An 18519-nucleotide genomic window follows, 5' to 3' on the forward strand; every position below is an offset into this window, starting at 1 on the left:
CTTTGAAGGGATAGGCGGTTCTGTCGTAGGGCAGATGGTCGGCATCTAGCGGCTGCTCTGCCCGCATACCTTGCGTGAACCCCGCCTCCATGCGTTATTCTTCCTTCAGGGCTTGTAGCGTTTTGCGTTTCCGCTCTTTGTCGAAGATGGCCATCGCCAGCCGAATTTTGGCGTAGTCGAATCGTTCCTGGAGGTGCTCGTGGATCGGCTTCATGCCCTTGTCGGTGCCTACGTCGAAGCAGGCGCGGGTGATCTCGGTAAACTCGGTGCTCGTCAGGAAGCGCCGCAGGTCTACGCCGTGGTCGTGGGTGTAGAGCCACGCCAGGTGCGAGTAGATCGTGGTCGGGTTGAGGTTGCGCTCGCGGGCGATCTGCTCCGGCTTCATCCCCCGGTTGTACGCTTCCAGCGTTGCGAACTGGGAGGCATGCTTGATGTTGGTGCCCTTGTGTCCTTCCTGTTGCAGGAACGCCAGAATCTCGTTGATAAACACTTCGCCGTACGACTCGTACTTTTTGGCGGCTACGCCACTGACGCCCATCATCTCGACGCGGTTGGTCGGGCGTTTCTGCGCCATGTCCGAAAGCGTATTGTCGCTGAACACCTGGTAGGGGGGAATGCCCCGCTGATCGGCCAGTTGCTTTCGCACGCGCCGCAGCCGCTCGAACAGGTCGTCGCGCAGCACTTCGGTTTTGGTCTTGACGCGGGTCGCTTCTTTGACCGCCTCTTTCGACATCGGGCGGTACAGGTCCAGATCCCGGCGCCCGAACAGTACGTCTTCGCCGGCCGGTAACAGTTTCAGGGCATAATTCTGATCGTAGGCGATGTCGACTAGCCCCATGTGGATGACCTGTTGTACGTACTCGCGCCAGTCGTTCCACGAAAGGTCGCGTCCTGCCCCGAAGGTTTTGATCTGGTCCCACCCGTGTTGCCGCACCACAGCCGAACGGCGGCCGAGCAGAATGTCGACCAGTGCCGTCATCGTGGCTTCCTGATTGGTGCGGACCACCGCCGAAAGTACTTTCTGAGCCAGTACCGTGCCGTCGAACGGTTCGCGCGGATTCTGACAGACGTCGCAGTTGTTGCAATCGTCGGGCAGGGTTTCACTGAAATAGTTGAGCAGGATACGCCGCCGACAGACGTTCGCTTCGGCAAATTGCTGCATCCGGTCCAGCTTGACCAGCCGCAGGTCCAGGTAGTGGTTGTTGGCTGCGTTTTTCCCGAACACGTCGCGCCAGGTCATCACGTCCGAAAAGCTATAGAACAGTAAGGTTTCGGACGGCAGGCCGTCGCGCCCCGCCCGGCCGATTTCCTGATAATAACTTTCTACGTTTTGGGGCAGGTTGTAGTGAATCACGAACCGCACGTTCGATTTGTCGATGCCCATGCCGAAGGCAATGGTGGCGCAGATGATCTGAATGTCGTCCCGCAAAAACGCATCCTGTACTTCCGAACGCATCTTGTCCGACAGGCTGGCGTGGTAGAAATTGGCGCGGAATCCGTCGCCTACCAGTTTCGCAGCCAGCTGCTCGGTCGATTTGCGGCTGATGCAGTAGATAATGCCCGATTGGTTGGGCCGCGACTTCAGGAAGTTCTTGATCATGCCGTAGCGGTTGCGTCCCGGCAATACGGTCAGGCTCAGGTTTTCGCGGTTGAAAGAGGCCACAAATTGTTCCGGTTCCTGCAACCGAAGTCCCTCCACAATGTCTTTGCGCGTCAGCAGGTCGGCGGTGGCGGTCAGCGCAATGACCGGCGTCTCCGGGAAGTTAGCTTTCAGCGCGGAAAGCTGCTGGTACTCCGGCCGGAAATCGTGTCCCCAACTGGAGATGCAGTGTGCTTCGTCGACGGCAAACAGGCTGATCGGATGCCGCTGAAGAAACGCCATGAACCCCGGCGAGAGCAGCTTTTCGGGCGAGACGTACAGCAGCTTCAGTTCGCCTTTGACCACGCGCTCTTCCACATCGCGCTGCTGCCCGTAACTCTGCGAAGAGTTCAGAAACGCTGCCGCAATGCCGTTGCCCTTCAAGCCTTCGACCTGATCGCGCATGAGCGCAATGAGGGGAGAAATGACCACGGCAAAGCCGGGTTGCACCAGGGCCGGAACCTGGTAACAAATGGACTTCCCGCCGCCCGTGGGCATCAGCACCGTCACGTCCTTTTTGGCAAGCAAGGCCGAAATAATTTCTTTCTGGAGCGGACGAAACGAGGTGTAACCAAAGTATTGAGAAAGAACGCTTTCGGGCGTAGGCATAGGGTAATCGGTCAGGTAAAGCGGCAACAGATAATTAAGCGTTACGGGTTCAGGCGGTTTCCCGGGTCAGCGCACGAATCAGGTTCGTATGCTGCGGGTACTGCTCCAACAAGGCAGCGCGCTCAGCAAGTTCAAAATCAGCAAAATCGAATCCGGGCGATACCGTACAACCCAGCAGCGCATAGCGCCCCGGCGGCTCCACGCGAGCGGCAAACCAGTGGCCGTGCGGGATGACAAGCTGAAACTGCTCGCCTGCCATAGGCTTGGGTCCCAGTTTTTCCGTGCGAATATCGCCCGCCGGGCTGATGACGTAGAGCGTCAGGGGATCGCCGGCGTAGAAGTGCCAGATTTCGTCGGAGAGGATGCGGTGAAAGGCTGAAAACGTCCGGTTGTCCAGCAGGTAATAGATGGCCGTGCCGAACGTACGGCGGGCGCCGTAGCGGGCGGGCAGGGCATCGGCCGCGACCGACTCATCGGCGCGGTACAGTTCACGATACCAGCCGCCTTCCGGATGGGCTTGCAGGCCCAGTTGTTCGATCCAGGATTCCATTCGGTGAAGTTACCCTGAAAATCCCGGAACCGGCGGGCGAACACAAAAAAGCCCACCGTAGGGTGGGCTCGCAATGTCTGGTCCGCTGGATGCGCAGCTTAATAGGGATTCAGGTCGAAGGTAATGGGCACTTCCAGGCGCGAAGCCACGGCTTGATCGTCTTTCTGGGCGGGGGTCCATTGTCCCGACGTAGACAAAACTGCTTTGGTGGCTTCGTCTTGCAAGAGCTTGACCACCTCCTCGTCAGGATACATCGATCCACCGGCCAGGGGTGCGTTGGCCTGGTAACCGGTCTTGTTGAAGTTACTCTCTGCCACTGCTACGTTGTTGATCTTGCCTTGGGTATCGACGTCGAACTCGACGAATACGGTGCCTTCTACGCCCTCGTCCCGGGCCTCTTCAGGGTAAGTCAGGTTCTGTTTGACCAATGTGTAGAATTCGTCGTAGCCTCCTGTGGGGGCAGCTTTCTCGTCTACCTCGGCGACTACCGCGTTGCGGCGGGCGGCCCGCTCCTCTCGCCATCCGGAAATCATTTCCCGTACGCGGCTGCGCTCGTTTTCGTCTTCGATGCCCTCGACTTCAAACGTATAATAATCGTCCGGGTACGTCGCCTTATCCACGGTCGAGTCCTGATTGGTCCAGTAATGCGCCTGTGGATACCGATCCCGAACCACTGCCATTTCGCGGTCGAAGTCTTCCTGAGTGGCGGGCATGGCCAGGGTGGTATCTTCCGGCAAGGTCGACTCTGCCGCCATGGTCGAATCGACGGTCGATTCGCTGGCGTTTCGAGGATTGCTTTCGCAGGCGGCCAACATCAGCGTGGTCACCATTCCGGCGCTTACTACTTTTATGATATGTGGATAGTTCATGGTTATAGTCTTCTCGTGATAAAATGCACGGGCAAAACGCTTTTGTGCATGACGTTTTCCACCTATATACGATTCTGAGCGGCGCAGGTTGAGTGGGGCAAGTGGCAAGTACCGACGAAGCGGGAGGGAAGCAAGGGCATAAAAAAAACCGTACGGTCAGGAACGACCATACGGTTTTATGAGGATTGCCCGAAGGCTAGTGTTTTGACGAAGAGAAAGCCAGCAATTGAAGCAAGAAATGAACCTACACCCGCTCCCGATCGACCTTCACTTCTTTCACCTCTTTCTTTGTGTTTTTCGAGTACGTCGCGCAGGTTCTCACGCCGCAAGAGCTCAATCCTACCACAAAGACGGCCAGCATTAGAAGTTTACCTTTCATAGTATTCTGATTTTTTGTTCTTCAAATATAAATCAAATAATGTTTTTTGCTTCTGAAACTCAGGGCGAAAGCTTTCTGAAAGGTGTCGTAGGTCGGTGGAAAATCGACCTGCTCACCATTTTCGTTTCGTTGCGCCCTGAAAAAATCCAAGAACTTACACCCCTTTATCGTACGAAATGTCAAATCGTCATCAGGCTACAGCCGCGTAAATCGCTTTGGTCCATCCGGCCCAGCACGCGGAAAGAATTTTTATGTACGTAAGTACCAATATCGGCCGATTCAATAAACGCACAACTGTCGACATTGGCCAGGTCAATGATGTTGATGCCGCCGGTACGGCGATTCGGCGAGAGGTCGAACGGATCGCGTTCGTCGCGCAGCAACACGCGCATCCAGGCGGGCGTTTCGTAGAGGCCGTCCTGCCGTGCGTAGGCCTGCGACAATAATTCCGTCATCCCGTACTCCGAGTGAACCGAAGGCAGCCGAAAGCGTTCACACAGGCGGGCATGGACCTCTTCGCGGAGCAGTTCCCGGCGGCGCCCTTTCATCCCACCGGTCTCCATCACCAGAACGTCCGAAAGGTCGGTTTCGTATTCGTCGGCCAGATCAAGCAGCGCGAACGTCACGCCAATCAGCAGCACCCGGCGATGACCCCCTTGTAGGCGGCGAAGCGTGCGGATAAGTTCCTCGGTCTGATGCAGATAGAACCCGGAGTCGGGGTGGCCCGTCTGGCGAATGAAGTGGTCGACCATCCAAACCAGCGAGGCGTTTTGCCGCTCCAGGTACGAGGGCAACAGCGCCAGAACTACGTACTGGTCGAGCGGCCCGTAAAAACGCTGGAAAATGGTTTCGGCCACGGTACGGTAAAAGGCGGTGTCGGCCACAAAATGGCGGCTGCGGATCTGACCCGTGGTTCCGCTGCTCTCAAACACCACTTCCGGCGGCACAGAGGTGCTGACCACGCGGTGGTGCTTGAAAAATTCGATGGGCAAAAACGGAATCTGGTGCAGGTGTACTACCTGATCGGAATGGCAGCGCAGGTGACCGAGGTAGCGGCGGTACACCTCGTTGTGGGTAGCCTGGAAGCGAAAAAGCGCCAGCGCAGCCTCCTCGAAGGCGTTGGGCGTGAGGTGCGGTAATGCCCTTTTGAAATTTTTAATGAAATTTGTTGACTCCATGAAAGCACAAAAGTACTTTCTTTAACGTTGTATAGACGAGCAAGCGCCCACTCGCATGAAGAATACTGACCTCCTGATCGTTGCCCTGATTTTAGCTCTGGCCGGCTGTTATCCCAAGCCGGATTTTCCCGATACGCCCGAAATTGCCTTCAAAGACCTGTACATTAAATACAGCGGCCCGAATGCGGACGACACACTGTCGTTTGTGGTTTCGTTTAAAGACGGAAATGGCGATTTGGGGATTTCTGATACCGAAACGGGCCCGCCCTACAACCGGTACAATCCGGACAGCACGATCAATCCTTACTATTATAATATCTACGTGGACCTGTTCGTGAAGCGGGGTGGCGAATACGAAGCGGTTCCGTTCGCGTTTCCTCTGCACGGTCGGTTCCCGCGCATCAACGAAAGCGGCGAGAACACCCCACTTGAGGGAATCATCAGGTATAAATACAAGACCAGCTTCTTTCCGTTGGACCCTGGGGATACCATTCAGGCGGAGATCACCATTCGAGACCGTGAGTTGCACCTGAGCAACACCGTGCGGGGACCGGAAAACGGTTACGTTATCCCCGAGGACGAGTAGAAAATCGGCCGTCTATAAAAGTAAAAAGCCCCTGCGTGTGCGAAACAGGCAGGGGCTTTTTGCGTCCAGACGTTACCAGTGGAACGTCACTTGCTGGACCACATCGGGGTGCAGCGAGAGCGCTACCGGACAGGTACGCGCCGTGCGCTCTAACTTTTGCCGCTGTTCGTCCGAAAGAGCAAGGGGCGGAAAGTTAAATTCCAGGTCGATCTGTTGAATGCGCCGGGGGCTGGCTGCCATCTGTTTTACCGTGCGCCAGGTGGTGCCCGCCAGGTCGATATTTTCCCGCTGGGCCACGATGCCCATCATCGTCATCATGCAACTCCCCAGGGCCGTGGCCACCAGGTCGGTCGGCGAAAACGCCTCTCCGCGACCGTTGTTGTCAAGAGGAGCGTCCGTAACAAGTTGATTCCCTGACGGGTCGTGCTGGGCCTGGGTGCGAAGCTGCCCCGCATAAGTAGAAGACATTTTAGGCATAGAGGTAAAAACTTAAACGTACTCCGAAAGTTATCGCATTTGTGGCAAAACCCAGGGGCAGGCGCATGGAAGGGAGCAGCTACCCCGCTGGTTTTTAGGGCTTAGGAGGGTGATGTAACAAATTTGAATGCTTTCGAAACAAAGTTGAACGAGGCGTGAAGAAATGCCCCTTATGTTTGCTCGTACCTGAGGCGAGTACCAGTTTTTTAAGAAGCGACTAAGGGTAAACCGGCAGATGCTCGTCTACTCCATAGGCGCGGCATGGCGCTTCTGACCGCAAAGAAAAACGCTGTCGTCTGGCTGAGTAAACAACATAAAACAGAACCTGTGCAACTACTTTTTTCAAAGAGCTACGCAGTAAGAACCCTTGACATAAAAAAAAATTATAGTTTTGCGCAAAGGTTTGATCAGTTGTGGTGCGCGGGTTGCCAACGCCCCCTTTGAAGCAAACCTGACAACCTACAGGGAATGCATTGTATTCAGACCTACAATCACTAATTAATACATAGAGTTCTACCTATCCATTTCTATTTATGCATTCAACACTTACTTTACCACCAGACGTCTACCGACCCCAGGATGCGAGCGGGGCATGGTGGCGTTACGTTGCGTTCAGCGCAATGCTATTGATCGGTCTTATCGGTTGGAGCCCGGCCGGCTGGGCCCAGCAGATGACCGTCACGGGTCAGGTGACCGAAGACGGATTCGGCATTCCCGGCGTCAACATTTCCATCAAAGGCACCTCCACCGGAACCGTCTCCGATGCCCAGGGAAACTATTCCCTCAGCGTCCCTTCCGGCAATGTAACCCTGGTGTTTAGCTTCATCGGGTACACCACGCAGGAAGTCCCCCTGAACGGCCGGGCCACCCTCGACGTCAACATGGCCGCCGACGTGAAGCAGCTCAGCGAAATCGTGGTCGTCGGGTACGGCACCCAAAAGAAACAAGACGTGACCGGTGCAGTCGAGCAGGTTTCCTCCAAAGATTTTAATGGGGGGATCAACACCAATCCGCTGCAATCCATCCAAGGAAAAGTAGCGGGCCTGAATATCACGCAACCAAGTGGCGACCCAACTACGCAACCCACCGTACGGTTGCGCGGCTATACGTCGCTGGGCGGCGGCAGCGATCCGCTTTATGTCGTAGATGGTATCATTGGCGTGCCGATCAATAGCGTTTCGCCTTCAGACATCGCCAGCATTGATGTCTTGAAAGATGCCTCGGCTGCGGCCATTTATGGTTCTCGCGCCGCCAATGGCGTTATCATCGTGACTACCAAACGGGGAAAAGAGGGAACCGCTTCAGTTTCTTTCGACAACTATGTCGCCGTCGAGACCATTTCCAGACGCCTCGACCTGCTGGACGCCGGAAGCTACCGTGATCAGGTAAGTCGTATTCTGCCACCGGATGAGGCCGCTGATGCGTTTGCCGATCTTCGTAAATTTCCGCTTGATGCCAGCGGTAACGGATACAGCACCGACTGGATCGATCAGATTACGCGTACCGCTTACACCAACAACCATGATTTGGCGGTGATGGGGGGTAACGAAAACTTCAGCTACCGCGGCTCACTGAACTACATCAACCGGGGTGGGATTATTAAAAACACAGGCTTTGACCGCCTGACGGGGCGTATCAACCTCGATCAGCGTGCTTTGAAAGACAAGTTGCGCGTGCAATACAACCTTTCCGTTTCGAACAGCAACTCCAAGCTGGTCAACAACGACGTAATCGGTCGCGCCATCCTGTACCTACCTACGCTTCCTATCTTAAATCCTCTGGCCACTAGCGAAACCACTAATCCCTATTATGAGATAGCGGGCGACTTTGACCTGTTTAACCCCGTAGCAATGCAGGAAAACTACCTGCGCGACGAGGTATTTCGGGTCTTGATTGGCGGTGTGAATCTTAATTATGAGATCTTTAACGGACTCTCGGTCGGCGTAAACGGAGCCTATCGCAACGAAAGCCGTGTCCGGAGCGAAGCATACGACCAGGATATCAAAGCATACTTGGGCAAATCCGGCGGCGACAACACCCCCAATCAGTCGGACTTTGCGGCATCGCGTCGATTGGAGCAGGTAAATAACTACCTGTTGGAAGTCACGGCGCAATACCAGAAAGCCTTCGGGGCCAGCAACAGCCTCAACTTATTAGCAGGGTATTCTTACCAGAATAACGTGAACGACGGCTTTCAGGCAGGCAACTTTGGTTACATCGAAGGCCTGTATAGCATTTTCGGATACAACAACTTAGGGCAGGGGCGGGGCTCTTACTACAGCGGCCGTGGCGACTATACTGACTCGTACAAAAATGACTTTAAGTTGATTTCGTTCTTCGGTCGGGCCAACCTCAGCTTGTTAGACCGCTTCAACGTTACGGCTACCTTGCGTCGCGATGGAAGCTCGAAGTTTGGTGCGAACGAAAAGTGGGGGCTATTTCCGTCACTGGCAGGAGGATGGGTGCTTTCAAACGAAAGTTTCCTGCAAAACAGCTCCTGGCTTAACTTCCTGAAACTACGCGTAGGCTGGGGCCAAACCGGTAACTCGGAAGGAATTCGGGCATATCAGTCCCTGCTCTTGTATGGTCCTAGCGGTACGTATTACGACGGTAACCTGGGTGCTTTTGTACCGGGCTACGGTGTGATACAGAATACCAACCCGAATTTGAAGTGGGAAATTCTGGAGCAAACCAACGTAGGGGTAGACTTTACGTTGTTCCGGGGGTTGACTGGTACGGTCGAAGTGTACAGCAAGTTGACGAAAGACATGCTGTTTAACTACAACGTACCTGCTGATGGCACCAAATACTTTGTGAACTCGATCCTGGCCAACGTTGGGAAGATGCGCAACCGCGGGATCGAACTTTCTTTGGGAGGCGATGCCATCAAAGGAACAAACTTTACCTGGAATACCCGGGTAGTGGGCACAGCGCTACAAAACGAAATCGTTTCTTTGAAAGGTGGCGATTTTGATGTGGGGGTAATTCGTTACAACGCTTTCGGAGGGCGTGGGCTTTCAGAAGTATATGCTTCCCAGCTGCGGGAAGGCCATCCGTTCGGCGAGTTTTACATCCCTCACTTTGTAGGGTTTAATGAAGCGGGAGAAGTATTGCTGGAAGCTGAAGAAGCGGGTGCCGCACCGGTGACCGACCGCACTAAAGCGAAGTTGTACGAAGCGGGCAAGGCTATTCCTACGTACACAGCCTCCTGGATTAATACCCTGCAATACAAAAACTTCGATCTGACGTTCCAGTTGCGGGGCGTATTCGGCAATAAAATCCTGAACAACCTTCGCTCGAACCTGACTATTCCGGGCAGTATTTTGCAGTCTAATATGTTGCGCGAAGTGACCGATTATCCGACCAACTACAGCATCAACCAGTTATCGGATTTGTGGCTGGAAAATGGAGCTTTTGTTCGCCTGGACAACTGGCAACTTGGGTATAATGTGCCGATTACCGAAGGGAAGACGTTTACCAACGCCCGCGTGTATGTAGGTGGTAACAACCTGTTCATCATCACGAAATACACCGGAATCGACCCTGAACTTCAGGTGCGGGGTGATCTGGAAAATACCACCAGCCAGCGTCCGAATAGCATCGGGATCGACGACCGAAACATCTACCCAAAAACGCGCAGTTTCCAGTTGGGCCTTAACCTCACATTCTAGACAGCCAGGAGCCATCTTGGTAGCTTTTAACGACCTATAGATTCAATAACATGAACAGATACATTAAACTATTTTCTCTAGCGGGTTGTGCACTGGGCTTTGTCGCCTTTCATGCATGTACCAACTTGGAGGAAGAAGTATATGACCAGATTCCTCAGGGGGAGTTTGGAAAAAACCAGGAGCAACTCGATGCGTTGGTCGGACCTCTTTTCGGGAGTTTAGCGGACTACTTCGGCCATTATGCGGCCCTCAACACCGCTACAGACGAACAGGTCATTCCTACGCGCGGTGGAGACTGGAAAGACGGTGACCAATGGAAGCGTGTGCAGCAGCATGACTGGAATGCACAACTGGACGATAACCTGTTTAATGGGTTGTGGACGTTCTGCTATAACAACATCACTTCCATCAATCAGCAATTGGATAATGAGTTGATTACGAGCGAACTCACCAAAGCACAGCTAAGGGCGCTCCGTGCTTTTTATCACTACGTGGCGATGGATAACTTCGGGAACGTCATCATTGCTGATGGGCAGAGTTCGGATACTCCTGAGCAAAGCTCGCGGGCTGAAGTCTATAACTTCATAGAGCAGGAGTTGCTGACCGTGTTGCCGAACCTCCCTACCGACGTCGTTGCTTCCTACGGCCGTACCAACAAGTATGTGGCGCACATGATTCTGGCGAAGCTTTACTTAAATGCGGAAGTCTATACGGGAACGGCCCAGTGGGAAAAAGCCAAAGCGCAATGTGACAGCATCATCAATTCCAATGCCTATGGTCTGTCAGGAGACTTCTTTTCCAACTTTGCTGTACGCAACCAGGATTCGCCGGAAATCATTCTGGCAGCTCCTATGGATGCTTCAGCACGGGGCGGAATGAACATCCAGATGCGTACGCTACACTACCAGAGCCAGTTGACCTACAACTTGCCACAGGCTCCTTGGAATGGCTACTGCACTTTGGCCGAGTTCTACAATTCTTTCGAAGAAGGAGATACACGGAAGCAAATGTGGTTAGTAGGACAGCAGTATACTGCCACCGGCGACTCCATTTATGACGAAGGAGTACCACTGGCCTTTACCGTCACTATTCCCGACTTTACCATGTCGGCCGGCCCAACGGCTCGTATTGCAGGCGCACGCAGTGTGAAGTACCAGATCCAGGCCAATCCTCCGGGGACAGACCAAAGCAACGACTTTGTCATTTTCCGCTTGGCCGATGTGTACATGATGCGGGGTGAAGCTAAATTCCGGTTAGGCGATATGGCAGGTGCCATGGAAGACATCAACTACGTGCGCGAACGCCGTGGTGTGGAAGGATTCTCTACGCTGACCGCCGACGACATTCTGGCGGAGCGTGGTCGTGAGTTTGCGTGGGAATACCACCGTCGTCAGGACCTGATCCGCTTCGGACGGTTCACCGACGCATGGGAGTTCAAACCCGCTTCGACGGAAGCTCGCGAACTGTATCCTATTCCTCAAAGTCAGATTAACCTGAACCCGAAGCTGAAGCAGAATCCGGGCTACTAATTTTCTTTGCTGGTAGAATTGGAAAAGGCAAACTCTTGACGGGGTTTGCCTTTTCCTTACCTTTCGTTGCTTAAATGCTGAACTGCGCTCCCTGGTTCCACCGTTGAGGGGAGTGGACTTGCCCTGATCCGCTATGATGCAGAGACTTTCTCTCCTGCTGTGTGTGTTGATGCTTCTCGGTGCCTGCCAGACCAATGACCGGGATGCGGCGCGCCCCCCGCAGGGCCCTACGTTGTTCGAAGCTCTTTCGCCCGCCCATACGCAGGTCTCGTTTGCCAACCGGGTGACCAACCAGAAAGAGTTCAACATTTTCAACTACCGCAACTTTTACAACGGTGGTGGCGTAGCCATCGGCGACGTGAACGGCGACAGCCTGCCCGACCTGTTCCTGATCTCTAATCTGCAAGACAACAAACTGTACCTGAACCAGGGAGACCTGCGGTTTCGGGACGTGACCGATGCGGCGGGTGTGGCGGGGAAACGCGCGTGGAGTACGGGCGCCACACTGGCCGATGTGAACGGCGACGGTTGGCTGGATCTGTACGTGTGCAATGCCGGCAACGGCGACGACCGTACCAATGAATTGTACATCAACCAGGGTCTTTCGGCCGAGGGCGTCCCGACGTTTACGGAGCAAGCGGCGGCCTACGGACTGGCGGATAACGGTTATTCGACTCACGCCGCCTTTTTCGACTACGACCGTGACGGCGACCTCGACCTCTATCTCCTGAACAACAGTTTCATTCCGGTGGGCCGGCTGGGCTACGAAAACGTGCGCGAACGACGCGATCCGCTCGGGGGTGATAAACTGTTCCGCAACGATGGCGGTCATTTTACGGACGTCAGCGAAGACGCGGGGATCTACGGCAGCCTGATCGGCTTTGGGCTGGGCATCACCATCGGCGATGTGAACAACGACAACTGGCTCGACATCTACATTTCGAACGATTTTTACGAACGCGACTACCTCTACATCAACCAGCAGGACGGGACTTTCTCGGATGAGTCGAAGACGTGGATGGGCCACGAAAGCCTTTCGTCGATGGGGGCGGACATGGCCGACCTGAATAACGATGGACATCAGGATATTTTTGTGACCGACATGCTGCCGGGCGACGACAAGCGCCTGAAAACTACTTCTACGTTCGAGAGTTACGACCTGCAACAGCTGAAACTCGCGCGCGATTTCCACTACCAGTACATGCAGAACATGCTGCACCTGAACAACGGCAACAACACGTTCAGCGAAGTAGCCCGACTGTCGGGGGTGGCGGCGACCGACTGGAGTTGGGGCGCGCTGCTGTTCGACATGGATAACGACGGGCTGAAAGATATTTTTGTCGCCAACGGTGTGGCCCGAGATGTGACCGATCAGGACTTCGTGAATTTCCTGGCCAACGAAGACAACATGCGGCAGATGGCCGCCGGCAAACGCTTCGATTACCGCGAGTTTCTGGACATGGTGCCTGCCTCGCCCATTCCCAACTACGCCTTCCACAACGAAGGCGGGCTGCAGTTTCGCAACCGGGCGCAGGAGTGGGGCCTGGGGCAACCCGGTTTCTCGAACGGCGCAGCTTACGGTGACCTGGACGGCGACGGCGACCTCGATCTGGTGGTCAACAACATCGATACGCTGGCGTCCATATACCGGAACACGGCTTCCGACCGGCTCCAGCAGCATTACCTGCGTGTGGGGCTAAAGGGCTACGACCGCAACCGAAACGGCATCGGGACCAAAGTCTACGTCCACCAGCCTCAGCGGACACTTTATTTGCAACAAATGCCGAACCGGGGGTTCCAGTCGTCTGTGGACCTGACGCTCGTGTTTGGCCTGGGCAACGAGGCGCGCATTGATTCGGTGACGGTGATCTGGCCCGACGACCGGCAGCAGGTGCTGCACGACATCACCGCCGATCGTACGCTGTGGCTCGACCATGCACAGGCCGATCGGTCATGGCAGCCCATGCCGCCGACCACAACGCCGCTCTTCACCGACGCCACGCGCCAGGTGCACCTCGATTACACCCACCAGGAAAGCAGTTTTGTGGACTACAACCGCGATCCGCTACTCAAACAACGGTTCTCAACGCAGGGGCCGGCCCTGGCAGTGGGCGACATCGACGGCGATGGCCTCGACGACGTGTTTCTGGGCGGCGCGGCTGGCCAGAGCAGCCAGCTTTTTCTGCAACAGGCCAACGGCACGTTCCGGAACGTGACGCCCCCGCTGTTTGCTGAAGCAAAAGCCTCGGAAGACGTGGATGCGCTCTTTTTCGATGCGGACGAAGACGGTGACCAGGACCTGTACGTGGTGACGGGCAGTAACGAGTTTGCTCCCAACGCCCCCGAACTGATCGACCGGCTGTACCTGAACGACGGGCACGGTCGGTTTACGCTCGATACCGAGCTGCCGAATCTGGCGTTCAGCGGCTCGTGTGTCGCCGCGGCCGATTTTGATCGCGACGGGGACATGGATCTGTTTGTCGGCGGGCGCCTGGTGCCGGGGCAATACGGACAAGATCCACCCAGCTACCTCTACATCAACAACGGACACGGCAGTTTTAAGAACTACACCAAGCGCTACCTGCCTGCCAACGAACTGGGCATGATCACCGATGCCTGTTGGGCCGACGTGGACGGTGACGACTATCCAGAGCTGGTCGTGGTCGGTGACTGGATGCCCGTCACGATCTATCAAAACGTTCGGGGTAAATCGCTGGAACCTCGCGAAGTGGCAGGCTCGGCAGGCTGGTGGAACGCCCTGGAACCGGCCGACCTGGACGGCGACGGCGACCTCGATTTTGTGCTGGGCAATCTGGGCCGCAACTCGCACCTGCGGGCCAGCGCGCAGCAACCGGCCGAGCTGTACGTGCACGATTTCGACGGGAATGGCGTAGTGGAACAACTCATCACCACCTACAAAGAAGACGGCAATGCTTATCCGATGATTCTGAAACACGATCTGCAAAAGCAGATGCCCAATACCAAAAAGAATTTTGTGAAGTACGCCGACTACGCCGGCAAGCGGTTGGAAGATATTTTTACCCCAGAGGAGTTGGCCGGAGCTTTACAGAAACAGGTGGTGAATCCTAACACGTGCCTTCTGCGCAACGACGGCGGTCAGTTTACCCTGGAGCCGCTGCCGGTAGAGGCACAGGTGTCGCCGGTCTGTGGCATTCAGGTAGACGACTTCGACGGCGACGGCCAATCGGACATTCTACTGGCCGGTAACTTTTTCGACGTGTTGCCCGAAATCGGTCGGTACGACGCTTCTTATGGCCTGGTGCTGTGTGGGAAAAAGGACGGAAGCTACCAGCCGCTTCGCCCGCAGGAGTCCGGCTTCTTTACCCGGGGGCAGGTACGCCACGTGCAGCCCGCCCGCGGCCGGGGCGAGGAGCGGTGGTTGATTCTGGCTAAAAACGACGCGGCGGCGCAGGTGATGCGGTATGCGCCCGCGCACGAAACGATTCAGACAAGAAAGTGATGAAACAAGCAATAGTGGGAATGGTGTGCCTCGCGACGGGCTTGCTCTGGTCATGCCAGCCTTCGGAAACGACGGAACAGGCGCCGGAGCATCCGCTGTTCGAGGCGCTGGATTCGGCGCAGACGGGCGTGACGTTCGTCAACCACCTGGAGTACCAGGAAGACCTCAACATCCTCGACTACCTCTACTTCTACAACGGGGCGGGCGTAGCGGTCGGCGACGTCAACGGCGACGGGAAAAACGACCTTTATTTTGTCTCGAACCGCCAGAAAAATAAGCTCTACCTGAATCGATCCACGCCCGGACCAGGCAACCTGCGGTTTGAAGACGCCACGGAAGCGGCGGGTGTCGGGGGCTATTCCGACTGGCAGACCGGTGTAACGATGGCCGACGTCAACGGCGACGGCTGGCTCGACATCTACCTCTGTGCGGTCGCTAACTTCCGCGGGCTGGAAGGTGCCAACGAACTCTACATCAACGACGGTCCCGACGAAACGGGGCAGGTCACCTTTACCGAACGCTCCGCGGAGTATGGCGTCGACTTCAGTGGGTTTGCCACGCAGGCCGCCTTTTTCGATTATGACCACGACGGTGACCTTGACCTGTACCTGCTGAACCACGCCGTGCATACCTCGCGGAGCTACGACCGCGTCAGCACCCGCGCGCTGGTACATCAGGAGTCGGGGGATCGACTCTATAAAAATCAGTTGCAGGAGACTGGCCGGGCAGGCTTTGTCGACGTGAGCGAACAGGCGGGGATCTACCAGGCGGCGATGGGCTACGGCCTGGGGGTGTCGGTGGCCGACCTGAACAACGACGGCTGGGACGACATTTACGTCTCGAACGATTTTCACGAGGACGATTACTATTACGTCAACAACGGCGACGGCACCTTTACCGAACGTGCGCGAGACCACTTCCGGCACCTGAGCCGCTACTCGATGGGCAACGACGTGGGCGACCTCAACGGCGACGGGTATCAGGATGTACTGACGCTCGACATGTACCCGGAAGACGAAGTCGTGGAGAAATCGTCGTTGGGCGAAGACCCGTTCGACATCTACCGCTACAAACTCGACTACGGGTATTTTTACCAGTACAGCCGCAACTGCCTGCAACTCAACATGGGTGGAGAGAAATTCGCCGACGTCGGGGCGATGGCGGGCATGGCCGCGACCGACTGGAGCTGGAGTACGCTGCTGGCCGACTACGACCTCGACGGACGCAAAGACATTTTCGTGTCGAACGGCATCGTCCACCGCCCCAACAATCTGGAATACGTCAAATTCGCGTCCGGCGACTCGCTGCGCTATGCGATGGAAACCTCGACCAGTCTGGACCAACGGGCCATCGCCATGATGCCCGAAGGCAAAACCCACAACTACCTGTTTCAGGGCACCGACTCTCTGCGCTTTCACGACCGGTCGGTCGCATGGGGCCTGGGCGAGCCGAACATTTCGAACGGCGCGGCCTACGCCGACCTGGATGGTGACGGTGACCTCGACCTGATCATCAATAACATCAACGAACCTGCGCACGTCTACGAAAACCAGACGAACACGCTGGGGCAACCGCACTACCTCCGGGTGCAACTGAAAGGGACGGCAGGTAATACGTACGGTGTGGGGGCAAAGGTGATCCTGAAATCCGGCGGAAAATTGCAATTGCAGCAACTCATGCCGACGCGGGGTTTTCTGTCGGCGGTGGAGCCGACGCTGACGTTCGGGCTGGGCACGCAAACCAAGATCGACACGCTCCTGGTATGTTGGGAAGACCAGCGGACGCAGTTGCTGACCGACGTGCCCATCGATACCACGTTGATCCTGCACCAAACTTCTGCCGACGGCGGACGCGAACGCTATCAAGCCTTTTTCCCGAAGCCGCAGCCGCTTTTCGAGGACGTGACGCCCGCCATACCGGTGGATTACGTGCACCACGAGAATCAGTTTTTCGACTTCTACCGCGAGAGCCTGATTCCCTTCCACGTCTCGACCGAAGGGCCGCGTCTGGCCGTGGGCGACGTGAACGGCGACAGCCTCGACGATTTCTTTGTCGGCGGTGCCAAGTGGCAGGCCGGACAACTTTTTGTCCAAACGCCACAGGGCGGTTTCAATCCGCTGGCGCAACCGGCCTTTCGGACGGATTCTACTTACGAGGACGTGGGCGCGGCCTTTTTCGATGCCGATGGCGACGGGGATCTGGACCTGTATGTGGTCAGTGGCGGCAACGAATTTTACGACCAGATGCCCGAGCAGTACGACCGCCTCTACCTGAACGACGGGCAGGGCCACCTGACCCGCGCAACGGACCACCTGCCGCCCATGCCCGACAATACCGGATGCGTTCGCCCCTTCGATGTGGACGGTGACGGTGACCTCGATCTGTTTGTGGGCGGGCGCGTTGTCTCGTATCACTACGGCGCGAGCCCCCGCTCATACCTGCTCGTGAACGACGGAACGGGCCATTTTTCCGATCGGACCGAAGCATTGGCGCCCGACCTGCAACGCGCCGGGCTGGTGTCGGATGCGGTCTGGGTCGATTATGACCGGGACGGCGATGGCGATCTGATCCTGGCGGGTGACTGGATGCCCATCCGCGTATTTCGTAACGAAGCGGGGAAACTGACTGAGGCCACCGAAGCCGGATTATCGGGAACGGAAGGTTTGTGGGCCAGCCTGACGGCGGCTGATTTCGACGGCGACGGCGACCTAGACCTCATGGCCGGAAACTTGGGCCTGAACACGAAGCTGCGCAAAACCGAAGGCACCACGCTGAAGATGTACGTGAAGGACCTGGACGGCAACGAAACGCTCGACCAGATCCTGACTTACAACGTGGGCGACCGCTGGTACACCGTGGCAACGAAAGATGAACTGGGCAAACAACTGCCGGGCATCATCAACAAGCGTTTCACCAGCTACAAAGACTTCGCTGGAAAAACGGTGGACGAGATCTTCACCGCAGACGAACTGAATGGCGCGGACGTGCTGGAAGTCAATGAGTTCCGGTCGCTCTACCTGGAAAATACCGGCACCGGTTCGTTTATCACCCGGCCGCTGCCGGAGATGGCACAGGTTTCCAAAATCTACGCCCTCCATCCCGAAGACGCTGACGGCGACGGCAACCTGGACGTTTTGCTGGGCGGGAACTACCACGGCGTCAGTGTCTATCAAGGGCGATACGACGGCAGTTACGGCCTGATGCTGAAAGGCGACGGAAAAGGGCATTTTACATCTGTCCTGCCTACCGACTGCGGCTTCCTATTGGAAGGCGAAGTCCGCGACATTCAGTCGATCCGCACTACACAGGGCTCGCTCCTGCTCATCGCCCGCAACGGCCTGCCGTTACAGCTGTTCCGTCCGATGCAACAGGAACCCAGCAAGGCGATGGCGCACGCGGGGCGTTAACATGATAGTGTAGTGGTTATGCTTATCCGTATCGATGGAGTTGGCCGCAGTGGCGGGACACTTCGGTGCTACAGATTAGCGCTAAGAGTTAACAAATCATAAAGCAACGTAATAGCACGAAATGCCGAATACCTGCCGCCTGAA

At 56.1% G+C, this 18519-nt stretch carries 10 protein-coding genes; 5 read left to right on the forward strand and 5 right to left on the reverse strand.

The genetic code is table 11. The features are described from left to right. Nucleotides 1-94: 94 nt before the first annotated feature. From recQ to BLR44_RS07125, 4 genes are all read right to left on the reverse strand, one after another. A complete protein-coding gene (gene recQ / locus BLR44_RS07110; protein ID WP_089680801.1) occupies nucleotides 95-2248 on the reverse strand; it encodes a DNA helicase RecQ in 2154 nt (717 codons plus the stop codon). A 49-nt stretch (nucleotides 2249-2297) separates the two neighbouring features. Beyond that, nucleotides 2298-2798 (reverse strand): cupin domain-containing protein, encoded by a 501-nt coding sequence (locus BLR44_RS07115; protein ID WP_089680662.1) that lies wholly within the window; start codon nucleotides 2796-2798, stop codon nucleotides 2298-2300. Nucleotides 2799-2896: 98 nt separating this feature from the next. After that, nucleotides 2897-3667, reverse strand: a complete 771-nt coding sequence (locus BLR44_RS07120) for an energy transducer TonB (protein WP_089680664.1) — start codon at nucleotides 3665-3667, stop codon at nucleotides 2897-2899. A 558-nt stretch (nucleotides 3668-4225) separates the two neighbouring features. Continuing rightward, on the reverse strand, nucleotides 4226-5224 hold the full coding sequence (locus BLR44_RS07125) for an acyl transferase (RefSeq protein WP_143017168.1): 999 nt from the start codon (nucleotides 5222-5224) through the stop codon (nucleotides 4226-4228). A gap of 55 nt (nucleotides 5225-5279) precedes the next feature. Here BLR44_RS07125 and BLR44_RS07130 point away from each other — a divergent pair, with 55 nt between their 5' ends. After that, nucleotides 5280-5810: a hypothetical protein gene (locus tag BLR44_RS07130; protein WP_089680666.1), complete on the forward strand. Its 531-nt coding sequence runs from the start codon at nucleotides 5280-5282 to the stop codon at nucleotides 5808-5810. Between the two features lie 72 nt (nucleotides 5811-5882). Here the strand turns inward: BLR44_RS07130 and BLR44_RS07135 are convergent, their stop codons facing one another. Further along, nucleotides 5883-6278: an OsmC family protein gene (locus BLR44_RS07135; RefSeq protein WP_410493068.1), complete on the reverse strand. Its 396-nt coding sequence runs from the start codon at nucleotides 6276-6278 to the stop codon at nucleotides 5883-5885. A 542-nt stretch (nucleotides 6279-6820) separates the two neighbouring features. Between BLR44_RS07135 and BLR44_RS07140 the strand changes: the two genes are divergently transcribed. From BLR44_RS07140 to BLR44_RS07155, 4 genes are all read left to right on the forward strand, one after another. Beyond that, nucleotides 6821-9958: a SusC/RagA family TonB-linked outer membrane protein gene (locus BLR44_RS07140; RefSeq protein ID WP_089680670.1), complete on the forward strand. Its 3138-nt coding sequence runs from the start codon at nucleotides 6821-6823 to the stop codon at nucleotides 9956-9958. 50 nt (nucleotides 9959-10008) lie between these two features. Next, on the forward strand, nucleotides 10009-11487 hold the full coding sequence (locus BLR44_RS07145) for a RagB/SusD family nutrient uptake outer membrane protein (RefSeq protein ID WP_089680671.1): 1479 nt from the start codon (nucleotides 10009-10011) through the stop codon (nucleotides 11485-11487). Between the two features lie 133 nt (nucleotides 11488-11620). Further along, entirely contained in the window at nucleotides 11621-14968 is a 3348-nt protein-coding gene (locus BLR44_RS07150) for a VCBS repeat-containing protein (RefSeq protein WP_089680673.1), read from the forward strand. After that, nucleotides 14968-18375 (forward strand): CRTAC1 family protein, encoded by a 3408-nt coding sequence (locus BLR44_RS07155; RefSeq protein ID WP_245705995.1) that lies wholly within the window; start codon nucleotides 14968-14970, stop codon nucleotides 18373-18375. Before BLR44_RS07150 ends, BLR44_RS07155 begins: the two co-directional genes overlap by 1 nt. Nucleotides 18376-18519: the final 144 nt, after the last annotated feature.

It is taken from the genome of Catalinimonas alkaloidigena (assembly GCF_900100765.1).
In the GTDB taxonomy this organism is placed as follows: domain Bacteria; phylum Bacteroidota; class Bacteroidia; order Cytophagales; family Flexibacteraceae; genus Mooreia; species Mooreia alkaloidigena.

What these genes read in the sequence shown, in the direction of transcription:
- BLR44_RS07125 (WP_143017168.1), bottom strand. Translation starts at nt 5,224, where the DNA reads ATGGAGTCAACAAATTTCATTAAAAATTTCAAAAGGGCATTACCGCAC.
- BLR44_RS07155 (WP_245705995.1), top strand. Translation starts at nt 14,968, where the DNA reads ATGAAACAAGCAATAGTGGGAATGGTGTGCCTCGCGACGGGCTTGCTC.
- recQ (WP_089680801.1), bottom strand. Translation starts at nt 2,248, where the DNA reads ATGCCTACGCCCGAAAGCGTTCTTTCTCAATACTTTGGTTACACCTCG.
- BLR44_RS07120 (WP_089680664.1), bottom strand. Translation starts at nt 3,667, where the DNA reads ATGAACTATCCACATATCATAAAAGTAGTAAGCGCCGGAATGGTGACC.
- BLR44_RS07140 (WP_089680670.1), top strand. Translation starts at nt 6,821, where the DNA reads ATGCATTCAACACTTACTTTACCACCAGACGTCTACCGACCCCAGGAT.
- BLR44_RS07115 (WP_089680662.1), bottom strand. Translation starts at nt 2,798, where the DNA reads ATGGAATCCTGGATCGAACAACTGGGCCTGCAAGCCCATCCGGAAGGC.
- BLR44_RS07145 (WP_089680671.1), top strand. Translation starts at nt 10,009, where the DNA reads ATGAACAGATACATTAAACTATTTTCTCTAGCGGGTTGTGCACTGGGC.
- BLR44_RS07135 (WP_410493068.1), bottom strand. Translation starts at nt 6,278, where the DNA reads ATGTCTTCTACTTATGCGGGGCAGCTTCGCACCCAGGCCCAGCACGAC.
- BLR44_RS07130 (WP_089680666.1), top strand. Translation starts at nt 5,280, where the DNA reads ATGAAGAATACTGACCTCCTGATCGTTGCCCTGATTTTAGCTCTGGCC.
- BLR44_RS07150 (WP_089680673.1), top strand. Translation starts at nt 11,621, where the DNA reads ATGATGCAGAGACTTTCTCTCCTGCTGTGTGTGTTGATGCTTCTCGGT.